This window comes from Paracoccus homiensis (genome assembly GCF_900111675.1).
Taxonomy (GTDB): domain Bacteria; phylum Pseudomonadota; class Alphaproteobacteria; order Rhodobacterales; family Rhodobacteraceae; genus Paracoccus; species Paracoccus homiensis.
Genome location: NZ_FOHO01000021.1, coordinates 1 through 24674, shown reverse-complemented (window position 1 = coordinate 24674; position 24674 = coordinate 1). Strand labels below are relative to the sequence as shown.

The 24674-nt window shown below is 64.6% G+C and carries 23 protein-coding genes, 1 tRNA gene and 1 pseudogene; 13 read left to right on the top strand and 12 right to left on the bottom strand.

Annotated features, from left to right (window positions below; translation table 11 throughout):
- Positions 1–24: 24 nt before the first annotated feature.
- Positions 25–612 (bottom strand): FMN-dependent NADH-azoreductase, encoded by a 588-nt coding sequence (locus BMX67_RS17735; RefSeq protein WP_090737812.1) that lies wholly within the window; start codon positions 610–612, stop codon positions 25–27.
- Between the two features lie 104 nt (positions 613–716).
- Between BMX67_RS17735 and BMX67_RS17730 the strand changes: the two genes are divergently transcribed.
- From BMX67_RS17730 to rpsO, 4 genes are all read left to right on the top strand, one after another.
- Positions 717–1562, top strand: a complete 846-nt coding sequence (locus BMX67_RS17730) for a LysR family transcriptional regulator (RefSeq protein WP_090737810.1) — start codon at positions 717–719, stop codon at positions 1560–1562.
- A gap of 70 nt (positions 1563–1632) precedes the next feature.
- Positions 1633–2208 carry a peroxidase-related enzyme gene (locus BMX67_RS17725; protein WP_090737808.1) on the top strand — a complete coding sequence of 192 codons (576 nt, stop codon included), beginning with the start codon at positions 1633–1635 and terminating at the stop codon, positions 2206–2208.
- Between the two features lie 102 nt (positions 2209–2310).
- The gene (locus BMX67_RS17720; protein WP_090737806.1) at positions 2311–3336 is read left to right on the top strand and encodes a calcium-binding protein; all 1026 of its coding nucleotides are present in this window, start codon (positions 2311–2313) and stop codon (positions 3334–3336) included.
- Between the two features lie 153 nt (positions 3337–3489).
- The gene (rpsO, locus tag BMX67_RS17715) at positions 3490–3759 is read left to right on the top strand and encodes a 30S ribosomal protein S15 (protein ID WP_090737804.1); all 270 of its coding nucleotides are present in this window, start codon (positions 3490–3492) and stop codon (positions 3757–3759) included.
- 96 nt (positions 3760–3855) lie between these two features.
- Here the strand turns inward: rpsO and BMX67_RS17710 are convergent, their stop codons facing one another.
- A complete protein-coding gene (locus BMX67_RS17710) occupies positions 3856–4491 on the bottom strand; it encodes a cation efflux transmembrane domain-containing protein (protein ID WP_090737802.1) in 636 nt (211 codons plus the stop codon).
- Positions 4492–4564: 73 nt separating this feature from the next.
- Here BMX67_RS17710 and BMX67_RS17705 point away from each other — a divergent pair, with 73 nt between their 5' ends.
- Both BMX67_RS17705 and pnp read left to right on the top strand, forming a co-directional pair.
- Positions 4565–5023, top strand: a complete 459-nt coding sequence (locus BMX67_RS17705; RefSeq protein WP_090737800.1) for a MerR family transcriptional regulator — start codon at positions 4565–4567, stop codon at positions 5021–5023.
- 175 nt (positions 5024–5198) lie between these two features.
- A complete protein-coding gene (pnp, locus tag BMX67_RS17700) occupies positions 5199–7337 on the top strand; it encodes a polyribonucleotide nucleotidyltransferase (RefSeq protein WP_090737798.1) in 2139 nt (712 codons plus the stop codon).
- 58 nt (positions 7338–7395) lie between these two features.
- Here pnp and BMX67_RS17695 read toward each other — a convergent pair whose 3' ends face one another.
- From BMX67_RS17695 to BMX67_RS17685, 3 genes are read right to left on the bottom strand one after another with little or no spacing between them, the layout of a single operon-like run.
- Positions 7396–8286 carry a glycosyltransferase family 8 protein gene (locus BMX67_RS17695; protein WP_090737796.1) on the bottom strand — a complete coding sequence of 297 codons (891 nt, stop codon included), beginning with the start codon at positions 8284–8286 and terminating at the stop codon, positions 7396–7398.
- Positions 8287–8296: 10 nt separating this feature from the next.
- On the bottom strand, positions 8297–9181 hold the full coding sequence (locus tag BMX67_RS17690; RefSeq protein WP_090737794.1) for a hypothetical protein: 885 nt from the start codon (positions 9179–9181) through the stop codon (positions 8297–8299).
- A 6-nt stretch (positions 9182–9187) separates the two neighbouring features.
- Entirely contained in the window at positions 9188–9841 is a 654-nt protein-coding gene (locus BMX67_RS17685) for a peroxiredoxin (RefSeq protein ID WP_090737792.1), read from the bottom strand.
- Between the two features lie 184 nt (positions 9842–10025).
- Here BMX67_RS17685 and BMX67_RS17680 point away from each other — a divergent pair, with 184 nt between their 5' ends.
- The 4 genes from BMX67_RS17680 (at position 10026) to BMX67_RS17665 (ending at position 16852) form a co-directional block, all read left to right on the top strand.
- Entirely contained in the window at positions 10026–11468 is a 1443-nt protein-coding gene (locus BMX67_RS17680; protein WP_175479969.1) for an aldehyde dehydrogenase family protein, read from the top strand.
- Between the two features lie 98 nt (positions 11469–11566).
- Positions 11567–12136 carry an ImuA family protein gene (locus tag BMX67_RS17675; protein ID WP_090737789.1) on the top strand — a complete coding sequence of 190 codons (570 nt, stop codon included), beginning with the start codon at positions 11567–11569 and terminating at the stop codon, positions 12134–12136.
- A complete protein-coding gene (locus BMX67_RS17670) occupies positions 12051–13505 on the top strand; it encodes a Y-family DNA polymerase (protein WP_090737787.1) in 1455 nt (484 codons plus the stop codon). Before BMX67_RS17675 ends, BMX67_RS17670 begins: the two co-directional genes overlap by 86 nt.
- Positions 13502–16852: an error-prone DNA polymerase gene (locus BMX67_RS17665; RefSeq protein WP_090737785.1), complete on the top strand. Its 3351-nt coding sequence runs from the start codon at positions 13502–13504 to the stop codon at positions 16850–16852. The genes BMX67_RS17670 and BMX67_RS17665 overlap by 4 nt, the downstream gene beginning before the upstream one ends.
- A gap of 117 nt (positions 16853–16969) precedes the next feature.
- On the opposite strand, the gene BMX67_RS17660 is transcribed toward BMX67_RS17665, so the two are convergent.
- The 5 genes from BMX67_RS17660 to BMX67_RS17640 all read right to left on the bottom strand — a co-directional run bounded on the left by BMX67_RS17660 (position 16970) and on the right by BMX67_RS17640 (position 20686).
- Positions 16970–17046 (bottom strand) — tRNA-Met (locus tag BMX67_RS17660).
- Between the two features lie 102 nt (positions 17047–17148).
- Positions 17149–17691: a 2'-5' RNA ligase family protein gene (locus tag BMX67_RS17655; protein ID WP_090737784.1), complete on the bottom strand. Its 543-nt coding sequence runs from the start codon at positions 17689–17691 to the stop codon at positions 17149–17151.
- Positions 17692–17730: 39 nt separating this feature from the next.
- A complete protein-coding gene (locus BMX67_RS17650; RefSeq protein WP_090737782.1) occupies positions 17731–19218 on the bottom strand; it encodes a tripartite tricarboxylate transporter permease in 1488 nt (495 codons plus the stop codon).
- 1 nt (position 19219) lies between these two features.
- Positions 19220–19666: a tripartite tricarboxylate transporter TctB family protein gene (locus BMX67_RS17645; protein ID WP_090737780.1), complete on the bottom strand. Its 447-nt coding sequence runs from the start codon at positions 19664–19666 to the stop codon at positions 19220–19222.
- A 33-nt stretch (positions 19667–19699) separates the two neighbouring features.
- On the bottom strand, positions 19700–20686 hold the full coding sequence (locus tag BMX67_RS17640; protein WP_090737778.1) for a Bug family tripartite tricarboxylate transporter substrate binding protein: 987 nt from the start codon (positions 20684–20686) through the stop codon (positions 19700–19702).
- Positions 20687–20985: 299 nt separating this feature from the next.
- Between BMX67_RS17640 and BMX67_RS17635 the strand changes: the two genes are divergently transcribed.
- From BMX67_RS17635 to BMX67_RS17625, 3 genes are read left to right on the top strand one after another with little or no spacing between them, the layout of a single operon-like run.
- A complete protein-coding gene (locus BMX67_RS17635) occupies positions 20986–22041 on the top strand; it encodes an aldo/keto reductase (RefSeq protein WP_090737775.1) in 1056 nt (351 codons plus the stop codon).
- Positions 22042–22100: 59 nt separating this feature from the next.
- Complete coding sequence (locus BMX67_RS17630) at positions 22101–23012, top strand: DnaJ C-terminal domain-containing protein (RefSeq protein ID WP_090737773.1); 912 nt, start codon at positions 22101–22103, stop codon at positions 23010–23012.
- A complete protein-coding gene (locus BMX67_RS17625) occupies positions 23009–23344 on the top strand; it encodes a MerR family transcriptional regulator (RefSeq protein WP_090737771.1) in 336 nt (111 codons plus the stop codon). The genes BMX67_RS17630 and BMX67_RS17625 overlap by 4 nt, the downstream gene beginning before the upstream one ends.
- On the opposite strand, the gene BMX67_RS17620 is transcribed toward BMX67_RS17625, so the two are convergent.
- Together BMX67_RS17620 and BMX67_RS19405 are read right to left on the bottom strand one after the other, a co-directional pair.
- On the bottom strand, positions 23341–24453 hold the full coding sequence (locus tag BMX67_RS17620) for an HWE histidine kinase domain-containing protein (protein ID WP_090737769.1): 1113 nt from the start codon (positions 24451–24453) through the stop codon (positions 23341–23343). The two genes, BMX67_RS17625 and BMX67_RS17620, sit on opposite strands and share 4 nt — an antisense overlap.
- 90 nt (positions 24454–24543) lie before the next feature.
- Positions 24544–24674 (bottom strand): annotated as a pseudogene (locus BMX67_RS19405) (IS5/IS1182 family transposase); the annotation flags it as partial.

Here is a 24674-nt window from a genome sequence, read left to right as displayed (position 1 = left end):
GTCCATATCCTGCGGCGGGCGGGATCAGGCGGCGATCTGGTCGATCACATCCTGCGCGCGGGCCAGACCGGCATCGCGATCCATGGCCAGCCTGTCCGCGGCGACGAATGTCACGTCGGTGATGCCCAAAAAGGCCAACATATGACGCAGATAGCCCGAAGCGTGGTCGATTTCCGACCCGATCGGCGTTCCGGCCGAGGCATAGCCCACGATCGCGCGCTTGCCCTTCAGCAGCCCCTCGGGGCCGGCCTCGGTATAGCGGAAGGTCACGCCGGCGCGGGCGATTTGGTCCAGCCAGTTCTTCAGCTGCGCGGGCAGGTTGAAATTATAGACCGGCAGGCCGATGACCAGCACATCTGCATCCTGCACCTCTTGCAGATAGGCGTCGGCGCGGTCGATCAACTGCTGCTGTTCGGGCGAGGGGTTTTCCGGCACCACGCGGACGGCGTGAAACCATGCGTTGTCGATGGCCGCCACGCCCTCGTTCAGGTCGCGATAGGTGACGCTGGCGGCAGGATCCTGCGCCTTCAGCCTTGCGACGATATCGGCGGTCAGCTTGCGCGAGACCGAGGCCTCGCCGGTGATGGCGCTATCCAGTTGCAGAATGTTCATGTCGGGACCTCATTGGGTTCATGTTCGTTGCGAGGTGATCTAAGGCTTTGCACAATCGAACGAAATGGTGATAATCGCGCAGGGTTTGTGCAGGGGCGCACACAATGTCCGAAAACTGGGAAGATATCCGGGCCGGTCTGGCCGTCGCGCGGACTGGAACCGTCAGTGGCGCAGCCGAGGCGTTGCAGGTCCATCACGCGACCATCATCCGTCGCGTCGACGCGCTGGAGGCGGCGCTGGGGGCGCGGCTGTTTCAGCGCCATCCCCGCGGCTATGCCCTGACCGAGGCGGGCGAAACCCTGTTGCGTGCCGCGACCGAGGCGGATGAAAGATTCGCCCAGATGGCCGCGCAGATCGCAGGCGCGGGCGACCGGATCGAGGGTGAACTGGTCATCACCTCGCTGCCCGAGCTGTCGCCTTTGGTCCTGCCGCGGCTGATCCCGCTGATGGCGGCGCATCAGGGGCTGCGACTGCGCTATCTGACAGATGTGCGGCTGTTCCGCCTTGACGCGGGCGAGGCGCATCTGGCGATCCGCGCAGGCACCCGTCCGACCGAGCCTGATTATGTCGTCAGTGAATTGTGCCGCATCCGGCAATGCCTGTATGCCGCGCCCGAATATCTTGACCGCCACGGCCCGGTCGAGGATCTGGCGCAGCATCGCTTCTGCCTGCTGGGGGCAGAGGGGCGCAATGCCCCGACCATGCGCTGGCTGTCCGAAAGGGTGCCGCCCGCGAATATCGTGATGGTCAGCAATGACGGCGCCGCGCGCGAGGCGGTGATCCGCGCCGGTCTGGCGGTCGGCCCCCTTGCGCCCGACCATGCGACGGGGCTGGTCGAGGTCATGTCGCTGCCGGATTGGGAATCGACCCTGTGGCTGGTGACCCATGTCGATCTGCATCGCACCCCCAAGGTTCAGGCGGTGCTGAAGGCCCTGCGGCAGGCAGGCTAGGACAGGCAGGCTGGGGCAGGGGGTTTCCCTCGGTGCAGGTTTCGCGCAACCTGCCCGCAAGGAGGAGCCCATGACCGAAACCCATCCCATCAGCCGCTTTGCCGTGCCCGATCTGGACAGTCTGCCCGACGATATGCGGCAGGCGATTCTGAAAGTGGCGGAAAAATCGGGCTTCGTGCCCAATGTGTTTCTGGCTCTGGCCCATCGCCCGGCGGAATTTCGCGCCTTCTTTGCCTATCACGACGCGCTGATGGACAAGGATGAGGGGCTGACAAAGGCCGAGCGCGAATTGATCGTGGTGGCCACCAGCGGGTTGAACCAGTGCCAGTATTGCGTGGTCGCGCATGGGGCGATCCTGCGGATCCGGGCCAGAAATCCGCTGATCGCGGACCAGGTGGCCGTGAACTGGCGCAAGGCCGATATCAGCGCGCGCGAACGGGCCATGCTGACCTATGCCGAAAAGGTCGCGCTGAACGCGCAGCAGATCGACGACGCCGACCATGCCGCGCTGCGTGACGCGGGCTTCGATCAGGACGAGATCTGGGATATCGCGGCCATTGCCGCCTTCTTTGGCATGTCGAACCGGCTGGTCAACGCGGGCGATATCCGGCCCAATGACGAGTTTTACATGCTGGGCCGCGGCTGATCTTCTTAACCCTTTCTTAAAATTGAACTTCGCGAATGGACTGGCGTGGTTTAATCTCTGATCATGGCCCGGTTGTCGGGCCGCTTCTGTAGGATCTTTGTCATGTTCATGCTTGCCGGGTTGATGGGGGTGCTGCTTGCCGGTCTTGCCGTCGATGTCGCCGGCACCATCGGCACGCGTGAACCCGAACATGACGATGATGATTACCCCGTCGATCCCGGCGAAGGTGGTGCCGAAGATGGCGGCGAAAAATTCATCGAACCCGAACGTCCGCTGCCCGAGCCTGAAATGCCGATCGCGGATCCCGATCCGGTTCCGCCGGAAACCGTCGGAGAGGTGATCGACCCCGGTGAAGGGACGGACCTTCGTGCACCCGAAGAGCCTTTGGACTGGGTCTGGGGCGGCGAGGATGATGACATCCTGATGGGCGGCGACGGTGACGACCGCATCGCAGGACGCGGCGGGTCTGATGACCTGCGCGGGGGTCTGGGCGATGACACCATCCGCGCGGGCGAGGGCGACGACTGGGTGCAGGGCGATGGCGCCTATGGCGCGGGCGGGGATGATTTGGTTTTTGGCGGCGCGGGGAATGACTCGCTTGCCGGGCAGGGGGGCGACGATACCATCTATGGCGGTCCCGGCTCGGACACGATTTTCGGCGGTGACGGCAATGACAGCCTGATCGGCGGGGCGGGCGATGACTGGATCGCCGGGAATGACGGGAACGACACGCTGATCTCGGGCGGTGGCGCCGATGATCTGGATGGCGGCGACGGCGACGATGTGCTGATCGGTGGCGACGATGCCGAGCGGGCCTGGCTGCGGGGCGGCGAGGGCAATGATACGCTGATGCCGGGGTCGGGCGATTATGCCGAAGGGTTGGCAGGGGCCGACACCTTCGTTCTGCGCGGTCAGGTCGAGGATGCGCCGATGATCGGTGACTACCAGCCCGATGAGGACCGGATCGAACTGCATCTGCCCAAGGATATGGACGGCGAACCGCAAATCCAGATCGTCGAGGATCGCGACGGCTCGACCCTGATCCGCGTCAATGGCGAGGCTGTCGGCCGCCTGATGGGTGCGCAAGGGCTGCGCATCGACGATATCGCGGTGATCCGCCTGCAATAGACGGGCCGTGGCTGTGAAATTTCTTTTCTTTCCGGGCGAATCCGTCTATAGGCGCCCATCCGCACGGGCTTTGCCTTTGCGGAACCTCCATGGGCCGGCACTGGACGACATCCCGGGCTGTGCCATAACCCTTTGACCCGAAAGGAGTCCCCGATGTCGATCACGGTTGAAGAAAAAGCCAAGGTCATCAAGGAATTCGGCACCAAAGCTGGTGACACCGGTTCCCCCGAAGTGCAGGTCGCCATCCTGACCTCGCGCATCACCACGCTGACCGAACATTTCAAGACCCACAAGAAGGACAACCACTCGCGTCGTGGCCTTCTGAAGCTGGTCGCACAGCGCCGCAAGCTGCTGGACTATCTGAAAGCCAAGGAAGAGGCCCGTTATCTGGACCTGATCAAGCGTCTGGGTATCCGTCGCTAAGCCGTCCTTCGGTTTCAATTCAGGGAAACGCCCGCTGCACGCGCAGCGGGCGTTTCTTTTTGGCCTGCGGGGCGATGCGTTGTGCCGCGCGCCCGGTCAGTGATGGTGGGCATGGCCTTGCCGGGCGCCTTGGCGTTCCTGCAGCGCCTGACGGGTGATCTGCCAGGCCGAGGACAGAAACAGCGTCGCCATGATCGCCGCGACGGCAAGGTCGGGCCAGCGTGTCGCCGTGCCCCACACCCCAAGCGCGGCCGCCATCACCGCCACATTCCCGATTGCGTCATTGCGCGAACACAGCCAGACCGAGCGGACATTGGCATCGCCGTTCCGATACGAGGCCAGCAGGGCGACGCTGGCCAGATTGGCGGCAAGGGCCATGAAGCCGACCCAGCCCATGACCGGCGCCTGCGGGACATCGCCCTGATAGACATGGACCACGGTCGATCCCAGGACCCACAGACCCATGATCAGCAGGCTGGCCCCCTTGACCAGCGCGGCCGAACTGCGCAGCGCAAGCGACTGGCCGATCACCGCCAACGAAATGCCATAGGTCAGGCTGTCGCCCAGAAAATCCAGCGCATCGGCCTGAAGGGCCTGCGATCCGGCCATATGCCCGGCAAGGATCTCGACCACGAACATCGTCGCGTTCAGGATCAGAACCGCGATCAGGCGGCGTTTGTAATCGCGTGAGACGCCGTCGAAATTGGCGTCATGGCTGCAACATCCGGCCATCGGCCCCTCCTTTCATCATGTCGATGAACAAGATAGGATCTCTAGTGGCTATAGCTTCAAGGGGGCTTTGCGCATGTTTTCGATTGGCCAGATGTCACGGCAGTCCGGGGTCAAGGTGCCGACGATCCGCTATTACGAACAGATCGGCCTGTTGCCCGCGCCTGATCGCAGCGCGGGCAATCAACGCCGCTATGATCAGGCCGCGCTGCAGCAGTTGCGCTTTATCCGCCATGCGCGGCAACTGGGCTTTCATCTGGATGCCATCGCCGGGCTGATCGAATTGCAATCCCTGCCGGACCCGTCCTGCCATGACGCGCGTCGCATCGCCCGCGCGCAACTGTCCGAGGTGCGGGGCCGGATCGCGCGACTGCAGGCGCTGGAAACCGAACTGGACCGCATTGCCGAAGGGTGCCACGGCGATTGCGGACCGGGCGATTGTGTCGTGCTGGCATCGGTCGCGGACCACGCGTCTTGCGTGACGGCGCATGATGCGCCACCCGATCTGGGCGATTCCCCGCGCGGGGCGCCGTGATCGCGGGGCGGGGCCGACCGATCTCTTTCCAAAAGGGCGAAATTAGGCTATGGCCCGGAAATCTGTGACGTGACGCCCGGCCCCGGGGCGACGCTTAAGGATCGGGGCGGCGGCAATGGGGCCGCCATATGACACGGGGCGATCGGAGGGCCGATCCGTCCCAAGAGGAAATCAGATGTTTGATGAAGTGAAGAAATCGATCCAGTGGGGGCAGGAAACGCTGACTCTGGAAACGGGTAAGGTTGCGCGCCAGGCCGATGGCAGCGTGATTGCGACCTTGGGCGAAACCAGCGTCATGGCCAACGTGACCTTCGCCAAGGAACCCAAGCCGGGTCAGGACTTTTTCCCGCTGACGGTTCACTATCAGGAAAAATACTATGCCGCCGGCAAGGTTCCGGGCGGCTTTTTCAAGCGCGAGGCGCGTCCGACCGAAAAAGAGACGCTGACCGCGCGTCTGATCGACCGGCCGATCCGTCCGCTGTTCGCACCGGGCTTCAAGCACGAAGTCCTGGTCATGTGCACCGTGCTGAGCCATGATCTTGTCAACGATCCCGATATCGTCGCCATGATCGCCGCCTCGGCCGCGCTGACCATCTCGGGCGTGCCCTTCATGGGCCCGATCGGCGCCGCACGCGTCGGCTTTGTTGACGGTGACTATGTGCTGAACCCTGAAGTTCAGGACATGGATAATCTGCGCAACAACCCCGAACAGCGTCTGGATCTGGTCGTCGCCGGCACCAAGGACGCCGTGATGATGGTCGAATCGGAAGCCTATGAGCTGTCCGAGGAAGAGATGCTGGGCGCGGTCAAGTTCGGCCACGAACAGATGCAGCCGGTGATCGACCTGATCATCAGCCTGGCGGAATCCGCCGCAAAAGAGCCGTTCGACTTCCAGTCGCCGGAATACGGTGCGCTTTATGCCCGCGTTCAGGAACTGGGCGAGGCCGACATGCGCGCCGCCTATGCGATCCGCGACAAGTCGGACCGTCAGGACGCCGTCGCCGCCGCCAAGGCGAAGGTCAAGGAAGGTCTCAGCGAAGAAGAACTGGCCGATCCGAACCTGGGCTCGGCGCTGAAAAAGCTGGAATCGGCCATTCTGCGCGGTGACATCATCAATGGTGGCGCCCGGATCGACGGTCGCGATACCAAGACCGTCCGCGCCATCGAAAGCCAGGTCGGCTTCCTGCCGCGCACCCATGGTTCGGCGCTGTTCACCCGCGGTGAAACGCAGGGTCTGGTTGTGACCACGCTGGGCACCGGCGATGACGAACAGATCATCGATGCGCTGCACGGCAACTTCCGTTCGAACTTCCTGCTGCATTACAACTTCCCGCCCTATTCGGTCGGCGAGGTTGGCCGCGTGGGTTCGCCCGGTCGTCGCGAGATTGGCCATGGCAAACTGGCATGGCGCGCGCTGCAGGCGGTTCTGCCGGCTGCGACCGACTTCCCCTATACCATCCGCGTCGTGTCCGAGATCACCGAATCGAACGGTTCGTCCTCGATGGCATCGGTCTGCGGTGGTTCGCTGTCGATGATGGATGCGGGTGTTCCGCTGAAGGCACCGGTTGCCGGCGTCGCCATGGGTCTGATCCTGGAAGACGATGGCCGCTATGCGGTTCTGACCGACATTCTGGGTGACGAAGACCACCTGGGCGACATGGACTTCAAGGTTGCGGGTACCGAAAACGGCATCACCAGCCTTCAGATGGATATCAAGGTCGCCGGCATCACGCCCCAGATCATGGAACAGGCGCTGGCGCAGGCGAAAGACGGCCGGATGCACATCCTGGGCGAGATGTCGAAAGCGATCAGCGAAGCTGGCAGCTTCTCGGCCCATGCTCCGCGCATCGAGACCATGCAGATCCCGACCGACAAGATCCGCGAAGTGATCGGGTCGGGCGGCAAGGTCATCCGCGAGATCGTCGAGGTTTCGGGTGCCAAGGTCGACATCAATGATGACGGCGTGATCAAGATCGCTTCGGCGAATGGCGACTCGATCCAGAAGGCCTATGACATGATCTATTCGATCGTGGCAGAGCCCGAAGAAGGTCAGGTTTACACCGGCAAGGTCGTGAAACTGGTCGATTTCGGTGCCTTCGTGAACTTCTTCGGCAAGCGCGACGGCCTGGTCCACGTGTCCCAGATCGCCAACCGCCGTCTGGGCCATCCCAGCGAAGTGCTGCAGGAAGGTCAGGAAGTGAAGGTCAAGCTGCTGGGCTTTGACGACCGTGGCAAGGTCCGCCTTGGCATGAAGATGGTCGATCAGGAGACCGGCGAAGAAATCGTCGAAAAGAAAGAAGAAACCGCCGAGTAATCGGTTGGCGCCTGACGCTTATCAAGGGGCCCCTGCAACCGCAGGGGCCCTTCGCGTTTCACGGTCTTGCATCCAGATCGGCCTGCATTCGTGCCCTTTCGCGGCGATATTCCCGGAACAACGGCCAAAAGCGCAGCACGTATTTCAGGGGCATCTTCTGCCAGGGTTTGTGGCGACCGTGGTAGTGAATGACGACTGCATCGCGGTCTGCACCTGTCGGATCGGTTGTGATCCCCGAGGCGGCAAGATTCGCCTGTTGCTGCGCAAGCCTGCGCCACGAACAGTTCCATTGCGGCTGCAGATGCAGGATGCGTCCGGCAAAAACCCGGTTTAGGTGATCCTGATCAGCCAGTGGCATCGCGGCAGCGGCTTCGACATTCTCCATCGCCGCGGCCAGCACAGGGTCGGCTGTAATAGCGTCCAGATCCATCAGGACGACACCCGCGTTTACATAGTCTTCGGGCGCAGTGATCTCACGCAGACGCGCCAGCTTTGCCTGCGCTTTCCGTTTGCGGCGTTGTCCACCTTGTCTGGCCGCGCTGATCCATTTCTGGCTCATATAATCGGGGACCGCCGCGATGGCTGCGCCCTGCAGGTCGATATAGGCAAGCGGTGACAAATCGCCCGTCACCAGAATGTCGCCATCCAGATAGAGAACCCGCCCCGACAAAAGCCGATGCAGATAAAGCCGTGCGAAGGTCGCCGAAGAAATGTAGCCCGAGGGCGAGGCGACCCCCTTCAGAAGCGTCGGGTCGAAGTCAATCGACGCCAGCGTACAATTGTCCGACAGCGCGGCAACAGCCTTCACGCGCGCCCAGTCCGCAGCCGCGAACCCTATGCCCAGAAATGCAACCCGCAGCGGTGCCTTGGCGTGGCGGATCGCCGACCACATCGCCAGCAGGGTCGGATCGAGCGCGTTTTTGTCGGTGATGAAGGCAAGCTGCAGCATGGTCGGGGACTTATTTTCCGAAGGCTTCAAGCATGGGGTCAAGACGATAGCCGATCTGTCGCAACGCGGATACCGGTGATGCGCAGCTCAGCTCGATGCCGCGTTTTTCGGCGTTGTCCCGTACCAGTGCAAAGCCATCCAGAATCCGGGGCAGGCCATCCGACAGGCCCGAGGCGGCGCGGTCCTGACCTTCGTAGAACCGGGGTTGATCATCGTTCGAAAGGTCGATCCCGGCCAGCAGGATGCGGCGTGGCGTGGCCGCCATCGCGAATTGCAGCGCGGTGAAGGCGACCGTCCCGGTAATGACGACGCCATCGTCCGGCGCGACCGAAAATGCGCCGCGCTGACCGCGCATCAGGATCTGGCGCAGGTCGGGATGGCTGATCGCGCGGCGCGGCAGGCCGATGGGTTTTTGCAGGTTGTCGATCAGCGCGATGCGGCGGTCCTGCAGGGGCCTTGGGTCGCGCTCGGCCCAGGCGCGGATCGCGGCCGCCGACAGCAGCAGCGGGATATCCCAAGGCAACGCGGCCAGCATGGCGTGATGGCGAAAGACGAAACGCTCATCCTCGACGGCGACGGCCAGCGGGCGGATCCTGTCGGCAAGGCTGGCGGCGCCGTTGCACAGGATCGCGGCGTCATCGCCCAGGGCGGAAATCTTCTGCCCTTTCAGCGACGGCCCCGATCCGACGACGGCGATCAGCGGCAGGTCGCGCGGGATGATGGCCTGCGCGGGAACCGCCTGAAACAGCGCCCGGCCGCGCCATGTGACGCGGCCGGAGGGTTTGTCGATGGCAAGGCCCGGCCACAGATCCTGCCGATGTGCCCGGTCGCGCCCCAGTATCTGAAAGCCAAGGCGCACCAGTTTGCGGCTGAACGGCCGGTCCGAGCGTGTCATGCCCGATCAGGCCGGATCTTTGGCAAAGCGCAGATAGGGCAGGCGGATATCCAGCGGGCCGTATTTTTCCTCGGCGGCCTTGTCGTCCAGCGACAGGGCGACGATCACGTCCTGACCCGGAACCCAGTTCGCGGGCGTCGCGATGGGGACGCCATCGGTCTTGATCACGGCATCCAGCGCACGCAGGATCTCGGCGAAATTGCGCCCGATCGACATCGGGTAGGTCATCATCAGGCGGACCTTCTTGTCGGGGCCGATGATGAAGACGCTGCGCACGGTCGCGGAATCGGCGGGCGTGCGGCCATCGGGCAGATAGGCATCCGCCGGCAGCATGTCATAGGCCTTGGCGACGGTCAGCGAGGTGTCGTCGATGATCGCGAAATTTGCGGGCGTGCCGGCCACCTGCGAGATGTCGCTTTTCCATTTCTTGTGATCCTCGACCGAGTCGACCGAGATGCCCAGAACCTTGGTGTTGCGGGCTTCGAATTCCGGGGCCAGCTGCGCGACGGCGCCGAATTCGGTGGTGCAGACCGGCGTGAAATCGCGCGGATGGCTGAACAGGATGGCATAGCTGTCGCCCAGCCAGTCGTGAAAGCGGATCTCGCCCTCGGTCGAGTCGGCGGTGAAGTCGGGGGCGATGTCATTGATGCGCAAAGCCATGGATCATCCTTTCCGTTTAGCTGCGTTGCCCACAACATAGGCGGCGGCGCGGCAATTGCCAGCCCGCGCGGACGCGGCAATCCGCCAAGGCTTTGCACGATCCGATCAAGCGGCGCACTTGCACAGGGCGCAAGCCGGTGCCACCTTCATGGCAAATGAAATTCAGGAGGCTGCGATGAGCACGCTGTTGGACAAGCGCAAATTCTATATCGACGGGGCATGGGTCGAACCTGCCGCCGCGCGCGATCTTGAGGTCACGGACCCCTCGACCGAAGAGGCCGTGGCCGTGATCTCGATCGGGGATCAGGCCGATACCGACGCCGCCGTTGCCGCCGCCAAGCGGGCCTTTCCGGCATGGTCCGCCACCCCCCCGGCCGAACGTCTGGCCCATATCGAGCGCGTGTTCGAGATCTACAAGGCGCGGGCCAAGGACATGGCCTGGGCCATCAGTCATGAAATGGGCGCGCCCCAGGACATGTCGCAGGAAGATCAGGTCGGTGCGGGCGCGGGCCATATCAAGAACTTCATCCGCGCCTTCAAGAATTTCGAATTCCTGCGTCCGCTTGGCGATCACGCGCCCAACAGCATGACCGCGTGGGAACCGATCGGCGTCGTGGGGCTGATCACGCCGTGGAACTGGCCGATGAATCAGGTCACGCTGAAGGTGATCCCGGCGCTGCTGGCCGGCAATACCTGCGTGCTGAAACCCAGCGAGATCGCGCCGCTCAGCTCGATGCTGTTTGCCGAGATCATCGACGAGGCCGGGCTGCCCAAGGGCGTCTTCAACCTTGTGAATGGCGATGGCGTCGGTGTCGGCACCCAGCTGTCGACGCATCAGGATGTCGAGATGATCAGCTTTACCGGCTCGACCCGGGCAGGGATCGCGATCACCAAGGCGGCGGCAGACAGCCTGAAAAAGGTTGCGCTGGAACTGGGCGGCAAGGGGGCGAACGTGATCTTTGCCGATGCCGACGACAAGGCCGTGATCCGTGGCGCGGCGCATTGCTTTTACAACAGCGGCCAATCCTGCAACGCGCCCACGCGGATGCTGGTCGAACGCTCGGTCTATGACAAGGCGGTCGAAACGGCGGCGAAGGTCGCCAACGAAACCGGTGTCGCCTCGGCGCATCAGCCGGGCAGCCATATCGGGCCGGTGGTCAGCAAGGGTCAGTGGGAAAAGATCCAGGATCTGATCCAGAAGGGCATCGACGAAGGCGCGCGGCTGGTCGCGGGGGGCACCGGCCTGCCCGAAGGCGTCAATCGCGGCTATTTCGTGCGCCCGACGGTCTTTGCCGATGTCAGCAATGACATGACCATCGCGCAGCAGGAAATCTTTGGCCCGGTGCTGTCGATCATCCCCTTCGATACCGAGGAAGAGGCGATCCGCATCGCCAATGACACGCCTTACGGCCTGACCAATTATGTCCAGACGCAGGACGGGGCGCGGCGCAATCGCGTGGCCCGGCAGCTGCGTTCGGGCATGGTCGAAACCAATGGCATGTCGCGCGGCGCGGGCTCGGCCTTTGGCGGGGTCAAGATGTCGGGCCGTGCCCGCGAGGGCGGCGTGATGGGTCTGGAAGAGTTCATGGACTCGAAGGAAATCAGCGGCTGGGACCGCGACGCCTGATTGATCACCGACGGGCCGGGGCGCGTCCCCGGCCCGTCATGCCATCCCGGCGCTGACGGAACGGACCGGAACGTCACGATATGGTAGGAACGCCGCATATGCCGATCACCGCCTACCCCCTGCGTCCGGCCCGCATGCACGAGGTGTCGGGCCCGGCGGCGGTCAGCTTTGCCTTGCGGGGGGCGCAGGAAAGCGGGGCCGATCTGCTTTGGGTGCGCGAACGCTGGCAAACCGGACAGTTGAACCCTTTGGGGTTTGACGGGTTCGACCCGGCGCGGCTGCTGATGGCGATGACCAGGGATCAGACCGAAACGCTGGCCGTCACGGAAGAGGCGCTGCGCGATGGCAGCCTGCGCTGTGTCGTGGCCGAAATCACCGCCCCGCTTGGCCTGACGATCGGGCGGCGCTTGCAACTGGCTGCGCAGGCGGGCGGGACGACCGGATTGTGCCTGACCCCCGAGGGCATGGGCAGCAACGCCGCCGAGACGCGCTGGCATTGTGCGCCGGTCTTTGATCCGGATGACTCGACTCTGCAGCGATGGAAGCTTATTAAGAACAAATCAGGAACACTTGGGACTTGGCATGTTCGATGGGATGCAGAAGCGCGTCGTATCGCTGTGGTTTCCCCGTCTGGCCACGGACCGGGTTCTCAGGGCGCGTCCGACTGATCGCCCCTTTGTCCTGACGGTTGTCGAAAAGAATGCCAGCCGCCTGCACTGCCTGAATGACATCGCCGAAGGGCAGGGCCTGTATCGCGGGATGAGCTTTGCCGACGCGCGGGCCTTTTGCCCCGATCTGGTCAGCCAGCCCGCCAGCCTTGATCAAGAAGCACGGTTTCTGGGCGGTCTGCGCCGTTGGGCGACGCGCTGGTGTCCCTGGGTGGGGATCGAGGGGCGCGACGGGCTGGTTCTGGACATCACCGGCTCGGCCCATCTGTTCGGGGGCGAGGGGCCGATGCTGGGCGCGATCCGTCAGCGGCTGTCGCGTGCCGGCCTGTCAGTGCGGATCGGGTGCGGCGACACCCGTGGCGCGGCCTGGGCGCGGGCCCATTACGGCCCCGATGCCGCGCTGACCGATCTGCCGGTGGCGGCGCTGCGGCTGGATCAGGGGGTGGTCAGCGGATTGCAACGGATGGGCCTGCGCAGCATCGGGCAGCTTGCCGCGACGCCGCGCGCCCCCCTTGCCCGCCGTTTCGGGCGGGGCCTGCTGATGCGGCTGGATCAGGCGCTGGGGGATCAGCCCGAACAGATCAGCCCGGCTGCCGAGCCGCCGCATTACGGGTTGCGCCTTACCTTGCCCGACCCGATCGGGCTGGAAAGCGATGTGATGAACGCCGCCGAACGCTTGCTGATCGGGCTGTGCGACAAGCTGCGGGCGCAGCAGGCCGGGGCGCGGGTTCTGTGCCTGACATTGCGGCGTGTGGATAGTCAGGCGCAGCAGGTGGAACTGCGACTGGCCCGGCCGATGCGCGATCCCGACCGGATCCTGCCGCTGTTTCAGCGGGGGGTCTCACAGGTCGATGCGGGCTTTGGCATCGACCAGATCCGGCTGGAGGCCGTGCGGGTCGAGCCTTTGCCGGTCGAACAGATCACCCATGCGGGCGGCCATGATCAGGGACGGATGGACGATCTGATCACCCGCATCGGCACCCGGATCGGGCTGGAACATGTGCAGCGGTTCCTGCCCGCCGAAAGCCATATCCCCGAACGCGCCTTCCTTATCGCGCCAACCGCCTATTCGCAGGCATATGGCGGCTGGGTCAGTCCGAATCCGCGCCCTGTCGTGCTGTTTCCGCCCGAACCGGTGATCGCCACCGGCAACCGTCCGCCCGAATATTTCCGCTGGCGTCGAATGGCATTGCAAACGGGGCGGGCGACCGGGCCGGAACGGATTGCGCCGGAATGGTGGCTGGACGATCCCGGCTGGCGCAGCGGGCTGCGTGATTACTGGCGGGTCGAAACCCTTCAGGGGCGGCGGCTGTGGATGTTCCATACGCCGCAGAATCCCGGCTGGTTCGTGCAGGGGGAATTCGCATGAGCTTTGCCGCCCCCGGATCAGGCCACACCGTGCCGGCATCCGTCCCGGATTATGCCGAGCTGTGCGTCACCACCAATTTCACCTTCCTGACCGGGGCCGCGCATCCCGAGGAATTCGTGACCCGCGCGGCCGAACTTGGCCTGGCCGCCATCGCCATCACCGACCGCAATTCGCTGGCCGGGGTGGTGCGGGCCTATCGCGCGCTGCAAATCCTGCAAGACGAGGTTGACGACAGCATCCGCATCCGGTCGCAGCACCGGATCGACAGCTGTTCGCGGCAGGCGATCGGCACGGCGCAGGACATCCCCCGGCCCATGGCGCCACGCCTGCCCCGGTTGATCGTCGGCTGCCGGCTGGTTCTGCGCGACAGCACCGTTCACTGGATCGCATTGCCGACCGATGTTCTGGCCTATCAGCGGCTGACGCGGCTGCTGACCCGGGGCAAGCGACGCGCGGGCAAGGGGGAATGCCATCTGGATCTGGCCGATCTGCTGTCAGGATGCGAGGGCATGATCCTGATTGCGATGCCCCCGGAATGTCCCACGGCGCTGCGCGATATCGCGCGGGTCGCGCAACGTTACCCCGGCCATGTCTTTACCGGCGCGGCCCCGCGCTATGACGGCAATGATCGCGACTGGCTCAACCGTTGCGCCGCGCTGGCGGATCAGGCGGACGCGCCGCTGGTCGCCATCGGGGATGCGCTGATGCACCACGCCAGCCGCAGGCAACTGGCCGATGTGCTGACCTGCATGCGGTTGGGCTGCACCATCGACCAGATTGGCCGCAATGCATTGCCCAATGCCGAACGCCGCCTGAAGCCCGCGGCCGACATGGCGCGGATGTTTCGCGATCACCCCGCCGCGATCCGGCGCACCCTTGATATCGCGGATCGCTGCCGCTTTGATCTGGGCCAGCTTCGCTATGGCTATCCCGAGGAAATCGCCGAGGGCGAAACCCCCATGGCGCGGCTGACCCGGCTGGCCCATGAAGGGCTGGCCCGCCGTTATCCCCAAGGGGCCACCGAACGGGCGCGGCAGTTGATGGCCAAGGAACTGGCCGTGGTCGCGGAGCTGGATTTCCCCGCCTATTTCCTGACCGTGCATGACATCGTGCAATATGCCCGCTCGCAGGGGATCCTGTGTCAGGGGCGCGGGTCCGCGGCCAATTCGATCCTGTGCTATCTTCTGGGCATCACCGATGTGAAGCCGGAAACCATCGGCATGGTCTTTGAGCGGTTCGTGTCGCGCCACCGGGGCGAGCCGCCCGATATCGATGTCGATTTCGAACATGAACGGCGCGAAGAAGTGATCCAGTGGATCTATCGCAAATATGGTCGCCACCGGGCCGGCCTGTGCGCCACGGTCATTCATTTCAGGTCACGCGCGGCCATTCGCGAGGTGGGCAAGGTCATGGGTCTGTCGCAGGATGTGACGGCGGGCCTGTCGGGACAGATCTGGGGGTATTCCAGCGACGGCCCCGATCCCGACCGCATCCGCGAACTGGGCCTTGATCCCGCCGATCGGCGTCTGGCCCAGACGCTGCGGCTGATCGGTGAGATCATCGGCTTTCCCCGCCATCTCAGCCAGCATGTCGGCGGCTTTGTCATCACCAAGGGGCGGTTGGACGAACTGGCCCCGATCGAGAATGCCGCGATGGAGGATCGCACCATCATCGAATGGGACAAGGACGATATCGATGTGCTGAAGATCCTGAAGGTCGATGTGCTGGGCCTGGGCATGCTGACCTGCATCCGCAAGGCCTTTGGCCTGTTGCAGGATCACGAGAACCGGCACCTGTCGCTGGCGACGGTGCCCGCCGAGGACGCCCAGACCTATCGCATGCTTCAGGTCGCCGATGCGGTCGGCGTGTTTCAGGTGGAAAGCCGGGCGCAGATGAATTTTCTGCCCCGCATGAAGCCACGCGAATTCTATGATCTGGTGATCGAGGTCGCGATCGTCCGTCCCGGTCCCATTCAGGGCGGTATGGTTCAGCCCTATATTCGGCGGCGGCAGGGCCTTGAAAAGGCGGAACCTTTCGGGCCCGAACTGGAACAGGTGACGCGCCGCACGCTTGGGGTGCCGCTGTTTCAGGAACAGGCATTGCAGATTGCCGAGGTGGGCGCGGGCTACAGCGCCGAAGAGGCCGACAGGCTGCGCCGCTCGCTGGCAAGTTTCCGCAGGATGGGCACCATCGGCGAACATCGCGACAAGTTCGTCGCCGGGATGATGGCGAACGGCTATTCCGCCGAGGTTTCGGCAAGGTGCTTTTCCCAGATCGAAGGGTTTGCCGATTACGGTTTTCCCGAAAGCCATGCGGCGGCCTTTGCGCTGCTGGTCTATGTTTCGGCCTGGCTGAAGCGGCATCACCCGGCGATCTTTGCCTGCGCCCTGCTGAACAGCCAGCCGATGGGCTTTTACGCCCCGGCCCAGATCGTGCGCGATGCCCGCGAACATCAGGTGCGGGTGCTGCCGATCTGCGTCAATGCCAGCCTGTGGGACAACCGGCTGGAACGCGGCGGCGATGGCGCTTTGGCGCTGCGGCTGGGATTTCGCCAGATCAAGGGGTTCCGGCAAGAGGATGCCGACTGGATCGCTGCGGCGCGCGGCAATGGGTATCGCGATCCCGAATCCGTCTGGCTGCGTGCCGGTGTCGCCCCCGCCGCACTGGAACGTCTGGCCGAGGCGGATGGCTTTGCCGGGATCGGTCTCAGCCGCCGGGACGCGCTGTGGCAGGTTCGGGCGATCCGCGCCGCCGCGCCGCTGCCATTGTTCAACGACCCTGTCGATGGCGAGGCGATAGCCGAACCCGATGTGACCTTGCCGCAGATGCAGATCGGCGAAGAGGTGGTCGAGGATTACGTCGCCACACGCCTAAGCCTGCGCGCCCATCCGATGCAGCTTTTGCGTCCCTCGATGCCCGGTGTGACGCCTCATGCGGCGCTGATCGACGCGCCGCTGCACCGCCTGACCGTCTGCGGTCTTGTCATCACCCGGCAACGTCCCGGCACCGCATCGGGCGTAGTGTTCCTGACGCTGGAAGATGAAACCGGGGTGTCCAATGTCGTTGTCTGGCGCAAGATCTTTGACCGGTTCCGTCGCGCGGTCATGGGCGGACGGCTGTTGCGTGTCACCGGGCGGTTGCAGCGTGAGGGGATCGTCGTGCATCTGATCGCGGACCGGATCGAGGATATCTCGGACCGCTTGTCGGATCTGGGCCATCCGCTGGATCACGAGGTCGGCCAAACCACCGCCAAGACCGACAGCGCCCCCCGGCCGCGTGCGACACCCCGTGCCATGCATCCCCGCGATCAGGCCAAACACCTGTTCCCCAGCCGGGATTTTCACTGACCGGGCAGGGAAAGCGGTTCGCATTTTGCGATCGGGTCTGCCCGTCGGAACGATGCGCGATCTTCCACGAATGACAGGGCGCGGCGAGGCGCCGCAATCAATTCAGGGGGAAGGAAATGGTAGCGGAGGAGGGATTTGAACCCCCGACACAAGGATTATGATTCCTCTGCTCTAACCAACTGAGCTACTCCGCCACGGGTGCGGCGGATTTACGGTTTGTGGCCGGGGGCGTCAAGCCGATTTGGCAGCTTTTTTGACGCTTTCGCAAAGTTTTTTACGCGGCCCGGATGGGGGCGTCACCGATCGGCCAGCGGCCATGACATCAAGGCGATATGGTGACCCTTGCCGCGCAGGCTTTGGATCAGCGTCAGCTGCCGGACCTGCCATGTGATCGGCATGGGCAGGGCGATCGGGTCGGGAAATCCCTTGCCCAGGGCCAGTGTCACATGCGGCCGGAATGGACGCGGCGGCCAGCGCAGGTCGGCGGGCAGTGCATCGCGCAGCGCCCGCGACAACCGGGCGGCGGGCTGACAGGCGGCATCGCAGGTCAGAACCAGCGGGTGATCCTGGCGGCCGCGCTGCGGCCATGTCTCCAGCCGGTCGAATGTGAGGGGGAATGCCGGCAGGTCGATAAGATCGCCTGCGGCCTGCATCGCGGCCTGCAACCTGTCCGGGGGCAGGTCACTTTGGGCCACCGGGATCAGGGTCAGGTGCAGCTTGTCGCGACGCAGCGGCTCGCCGGTGCCGAAACGCTGCCACGCCGTGGCGATCTGGTCTGCCACAGGCGGGGGCGGCAGGGCCGCGAAGAAATGAAACGGGCTGGGCGGGCGTCTGGCCATGCCGCGATCCTGCCCCGAAGGGCAGGCCGCGCCAAGGGGTCAACCTCTGCCCTGCCGGATCCGCCGCGCCAAGGGCAGAAGGATCAGCGCAAGCGTCGCGATCACGAAGCCGCAGGCGATCGGGCGTTCCAGAAAGATCATCGGATCGCCCCGCGACACCAGCAGCGCACGCCGAAGGTTCGTTTCGATCAGCGGGCCAAGCACGAAGCCCAGCAGCAACAGGGCCGGGCTGAACGCGGCCAGCGCCAAGGCATAGCCGATCGCGCCCACGGCGGCGACCATCACGATGTCGAAGCTGGCGCCGCGCACCGAATAGACGCCGAGGCAGATGAAGACGATGATCGCCGGATAAAGCCAGCGGAAGGGGATGCGCAGCATCGACACCCAGATCCCGATCAGCGGCAGGTTCAGGATCAGCAGGAACAGGTTCCCGATGCCAAAGCTGACGACCAGCCCCCAGAACATGTCGGGCCGCGCCTCCAGCATCATCGGGCCGGGCTGGATGCCGTGGATCACCAGCGCCCCCAGCATCAGCGCCATGATCGGATCACCGGGTATCCCCAGTGTCAGCGTGGGCACGAACGCGGTGATCGCGGCCGAGTTATTGGCCGATTCCGGGCCGGCGATACCCTCGACCGCTCCATGCCCGAATTTCTGGGGACGGCGGGACACCCGACGCTCCAGCGCATAGCTGAGGAAGGATGAGATCGTCGAACCGGTCCCCGGCAGCGCCCCGAAGAAACCGCCAAGCGTGGTGCCGCGCAGGATCGGGGCACAGATGCGGCGCAGATCGTCGCGTGCGGGGATCAGTTCGCGCAGGCCGACCCGGTTCGGCGGGCCGTGACGGTCGGCCTTGCGGATATTGGCGATCACCTCGGCCACGCCGAACAGGCCCATGGCCAGCGCGACAAGGTTGATGCCGTCCAGAAGCTGTGTCTGCCCGAAGGTGAAACGCGGCGCACCCGAATTCACATCCGTGCCCACCGTGCCAAGGATCAGCCCGACAACCACCATCGCAAGGCTTTTGGCGGGTTGCCGCGACCCGATGGTCGAGGCGGCGACCAGCCCCATCACCATCATCGCGGCGTAATCGGCGGCCCCGAACTGCGTGGCGATCGAGGCCAGCCAGCCCGCCATCAGCACAAGGATCGCGATGCCCAGCAGCGAGCCCGCGAACGAGGATATCATCGCCGTGAACAGGGCCACGCCCGCGCGACCCTGCTGGGCCAGCGGATAGCCGTCCAGCGTGGTGACCGCCGATTGCGGTGTCCCCGGCAGGCGCAGCAGGATCGACGCGACCGATCCGCCATATTGCGCGCCGTAATAGACCCCCGCCAGCATGACCAGCGCCGCCTCGGACGAGATGTAGTAGGTGATCGGCAGCAGCAGCGTGATCGCCGCCATCGCCCCGATCCCCGGCAGGACGCCGACGAAGGTGCCCAGCAGCGCGCCGAACAGGCTGTAGATCAGGATCGAGGGTTGCAGCGCGACCGACAGGCCATGCGCCAGTCCTTCCAGCGTCGTCATTCTAGCGGCTCCAGGGGAAAAGCGGGATCGGCATGTCCAGCGCGCCAAGAAAGATCGCCCAGGTCAGCGCGGTCACGACCACCGCCAGCATCAGGCGCCAGACCAGGCCGCGCCGGGCCGCGACGGAACTGGCGATCAGCACGGCGACGAAGGTTGCGGGCGCGATACCAAGCCGGGTCATGGAAAAGCCGAAGAACAGCAACGCGGCCAGCACGGCCACACCCTCGCGCCAGGCGATGGGCTCGGGCTGGGCCTGTCGCCACCATGCGGGGATGGCGATGACGATGCCCAGCACTGCAAGGATCAGCCCCAGAATGACCGGGAAGAACCCCGGCCCCATCCGACGCAGATCACCGAAATCATAGGACTGGGCGGCGTATCCCGCCACGCCCAGCCCGAACAGGGCCAGAATCCCGCCCCATAGAAGATCGTGATAGTCGCGTTGCATAAGCCCGTGTTCCGCAATTGCTTGCGGCGGGGTTTATTGCTGCGCTTCGGTCTTGTCGATCACCGCGCCCCACATTTCGGTATCGGCGGCAATGCGGTCTGCCAGATCAGCAGGGGCGCCGGGCTGAACCTGCCAGCCGATCGCCAGCAGCTTTTGCTGGATTTCGGGATCGGCAAGGATGGTCTGCAATTCGCCGTTCAGACGTTCGATCACAGCCGCATCGGTGCCTGCCGGGGCGATCATGGCGTTCCACAGCTCGGCCCGGAAATCGTCGGGCAGGCCCGCCTGACCGGCCAGCACCGGCACATCGGGAACCTGCGCGAACGGCGTGGCCGAGGTGATGCCCAGCATCTTCATCGTCCCCGCCTCGACATGCGGCAGTGCCCCGGAAGGCGCCATGAAGCCCGCATCGATTTCGCCGCCCAGAATGGCGGTCGTCACCTCGGCATAGCTTTTATAGGGGATGTGATACAGTTCGACCCCCGCCTCGCCGGCGAAAAGCTCGGCGGTCAGATGTGCGCCCGACCCCTGACCGACCGAGCCATAGCTGATCTCGCCCGGACGGGCGCTGGCATCGGCGACGAAGGCCGCGGCATCCTGGGCGGCAAAGTCCGCGGACACGGCCAGAACCAGCGGGCTGGTCGCGATCAGGCCGACCGGCGCGATATCGGCCTGCGGATCATAGCCCAGTTCCGGGATCAGGCGCGGCGCGGTGGTCAGCGGGCCGTTGATGGTGATGCCGATGCTGTGGCCGTCACCCTTCTGTGCCAGCATCTGCTGAACGCCGATGACGCCGCCCGCGCCGGGCTTGTTTTCCACGACGACCGGCTGACCCAGCGCCTCGGCCAGCGGTTCGGCCACCAGGCGCGCGATGGTGTCGGGCGAGGATCCGGCCGGAAAGCCCACGAACAGATGCACGGGCGCGGTCGGCCAGTCCTGTGCAAGGGCGGGCAGGGCGGTCAGGCCGAATGCAAGCGTGCTGGCGGCCAGCAGGCTGCGACGGGTGGTCATGCGGGTCATGGCTTTGTTTCCTCCGTGGTTTGTCACGTTGTTTCGGCTTTGACGCGGGGCGTCAATGCCGCCGCACCCGGACGATCAACCAGCAAGAGAGGGTTAAGCGCAGCCTGACACCAAACAACAGATAACATGCAACCGGGCTGCGCTTGGTTTATTTCTATGACAGCTTCGGCGTGTGCGGAATTTGTCTTTTTGGCCAGCTCAATCGCTGCTTCAGGCTGTGCAAAAAACCGCCGGGTATCCCTGCTTGCACCTGCTGCCGTTATCGCTAGCTTCGCGGCGAACCAGATTTGAGGACCGCTATGAAACGAACAACCCTGGGCGGCAGCGATGTCGAGGTCAGCGAAATCTGCCTTGGCACGATGACCTTCGGCAATCAGACCGACGAAGCGGGCGCATGTGCCCAGATGGATCGCGCGGTCGACGTCGGCATGACCTTCTTTGACACGGCGGAAATGTATCCGGTCAATCCCGTGCGCCGCGAAACGATCGGGGTGACGGAACAGATCGTCGGTCGCTGGCTGGCCCGGCCCGGCAATCGCGACCGGGTCCAGATCGCCACCAAGGTCACCGGGCCCAGCCAGATGCTGCGCGACGGCCAGCCTTATGACGGCGCGACCGTGACGGCCTGTATCGACGCCTCGCTGAAACGTCTGCAGACCGATCATATCGACCTGTACCAACTGCATTGGCCGGTTCGTGGCACCTGGGCGTTCCGCCAAAGCTGGAGCTATGCGGCCAAGCCCGGCAAGCAGCAGGCGCTGGACCATATGGCCGATGTGCTGCGGGCGGTGCAGGCGGCGCAGAAGGCAGGCAAGATCCGCGCTTTTGGCCTGTCGAACGAAACCGCCTGGGGGCTTGGCCGTTGGTGCGATGTGGCCGACAGCCTGAATGCGCCCCGCGTCGCCGCGATCCAGAACGAATATTCGCTGTTGCATCGTCTTTACGACACCGATCTGGCCGAGGCCGCAGTGCAGGAGGATGTGACCCTGCTGGCGTTTTCGCCCTTGGCGGCGGGGCTGCTGAGCGGAAAATACCACGGCGGCGCCATCCCCGAAGGCAGCCGGGTGGCCGTGGACAAGGCCACGGGCGGCATGGGCAAGCTGGGCGGTCGCCTGACCGACCGGGCCATTGCCGCGACCCAGGCATATCACGCGCTGGCGGCCGAACATGGCTGGGATCCGATCCATATGGCGGTGGCGTGGCAGTTGACCCGCCCGTTCAGGAATGTGCCGATCATCGGGGCCACCGATCTGGCGCAGCTGGACCACATGATCGCCGGGTTCGGAAAGACCCTGCCCGAGGATCTGGCAAAGGCCATCGACCGCCTGCATCGCGACCATCCCTTGCCCTATTGATGAAACCTGCCAGCCCCCTATCTTCTTGATCAGCAAGGCGATGGATATGGGGGCTGTGCATGGCAAGTGATCCGTATGCGGCATTGGGGGTCGCCAGAACCGCGACCGATGCCGAAATCAAGAAGGCCTATCGCGGGATCGCCAAGACCTCGCATCCCGATCTGAACCCGGACCCGGCGGCGCAGGACCGGTTCAAGGCGGCCTCGGCCGCCTATGATCTGCTGAAAGACCCTGAACAGCGCCGCCGCTTCGACGCGGGCGAGATCGACGCACAGGGTCAGGAACGCCCGCAACAGCGTTTCTACCGCGAGCATGCCGAGGCGTCGGGCAACCCCTATGCGCAGGGCTATGGGTTCGAAGGGGATCCCGATCTGTCCGACGTGTTTGCCGATCTGTTCGGCCGGCGCGGCGCGGGCGGGTTCCGCCAGGGTCGCGCCGGGGGTTTCGACATGCGCGGACAGGATTATCGTTTCAGCCTGCAGGTCGATTTCATGACCGCAGCCAAGGGCGGCAAGACCCGCGTGACCCTGCCCGAGGGCGGCACGCTGGAGGTCAGCATCCCCAAGGGTGTGCGCGACGGCCAGACCATCCGGCTGAAAGGCAAGGGCGGCCCCGGTGCGGGGCAGGGCGCGCCGGGCGATGCCTATCTGACCATCTCGGTCGCGGCGCATCCCGAGTTTCGCCGCGAGGGTGACGATATCCTGCTGACGTTGCCGATCTCGCTGGACGAGGCGGTACTGGGCGGCACGGTTGCCGCGCCGACGATCGACGGGCCGGTCAATCTGACCATCCCCCGTGGCGCGACCAGTGGGCAAAGGCTGCGTTTGCGCGGGCGCGGCATCAATGGCGGCGATCAGCATGTCGAATTGAAGATTGCGATGCCGCCCCAGGTCGATGAGGATCTGGTTCGCTTCATGCAGGAATGGCGCGGGACGCATGGCTATGATCCGCGCCGGGGGATGAAGACATGACCCGCTTCTATTCGGAAACCGAGGTCGTGGCCCGCATCGACGAGCTGACGCCGGGGCGGCTGCATGGCTTTCTGCGCAGCCGTGTCGTCGTGCCGGTCGAGGCCGGCGACGGCGCCCGCTATCGCGACGCGGATCTGGCGCGGCTGCAATTGTTGTGCCATCTGATCGACTGCTACGATCTTCGCGATGATGCGCTGTCCCTTGTGATGTCGCTGGTCGATCAGCTGAACACGGCGCGGGGCGACATGCGGGCGGTGATGCAGGTTCTGGCCGAACAGCCCGATGAACTGCGTCAGCGGCTGCACGCGGATATTCGCGCCCGTCGGGGTTAGCGCAGCGGCACGGCCTGCCCGATCTCGGTTTCCGGAGTTTCGTCGGAAATCGTCAGGTTGGCTATCGGCGCCGTCAATGTGACGCACAGGCCGGTGGCGGTGAAATCCTGCGTGACCTCGCCGCCGAAAGCCTCGGGCAGGGCGCCCGCGATGATGGTCGAGCCGAAACCTATGGCATCGGGCTGTCGGGCCGCCGGTCCACCCGTCTCGCGCCAGATCAGCACCAGATCGTCGCCCTGCTTGTCCCATGTCAGCGTCACCCGGCCTGCGGGGACGGACAGCGCGCCGTATTTGGTGGCATTGGTCGCCAATTCGTGCAGCGCAAGGCTGAGCGTGGTCAGCTGTCCACGGGCGATGGCGATATCGGGGCCGCTGACCGACAGCCGATCGCGGTGATCGGCGAAACCGTTCAGCGTATGGCGCGCCACATCCGCCAGCGTCCCCGTGGCCGAATTCCCCTCGATCAGCACGTCTTGCGCCCGCACCAGCGCCGCGATGCGCCGCAGCAGCACGTCGCGCAATTCGGGCAGGGGGCGGTCGCCACGCAGGCTTTGATTGACCAGCGCCGAGACCAGCGCATAGGCGTTGCGCGACCGGTGCACCAATTCGCGGTTGCGCAGTTGCGACAGCTTTTCGGCCCGCACCTTGCCCGAGGTTTCGACAACCGTGTTCAGCATCCCCTGCACCTGCCCGAACTGATCGCGGATCGGGCTGTAGCAGAAGGTGAAATGCGCGTTTTCAAGCGCGCCGCTGCGGATGGTCTGAACCTCGAAATCCTCGATGAAGGTCGCCTCGCCGGCCATGGCGCGTTCGGCGATGGGCGCGATGGAATGCGCGGTTTCTTCCCAGACCGACAGGAAGGGCTGACCAAGGCAGGGATGCTTGCGCGACAGGATCGGCACGAAACCGTCATTATAGATCATCATCAGGCCCGGTCCCCAGCACAGGCATTTGGGAAAGGCCGAATTGACCATCGTGCCGACCGCGATCTTCAGGGTCAGCGGCCAGTCGGCAATCGGTCCCAGCGCGGTCTTGGACCAGTCAAAGCGCGCGATCTCGGCGGCCATCTGGCCGCCGCCCTGCAAAAAGGCGGTCGCATCGTCGGTCATGGCGGCATCCGGAAAATATTCAGGCGCCAGTCATCACATGAAAGTCCCGCCCCGCCAATAGAATAAATGCGTGGCGCCTAAGGTCAGGATTCATAACCAATAGATTACGGTCGCTGCGAGGGCGATGGCCGATAGGAACACCATGTGGCATCGGTCATGGCGGGTCGCCACACGCCGCCAATCCTTGAGCCTGCCGAACATGATCTCGATACGATTTTTCC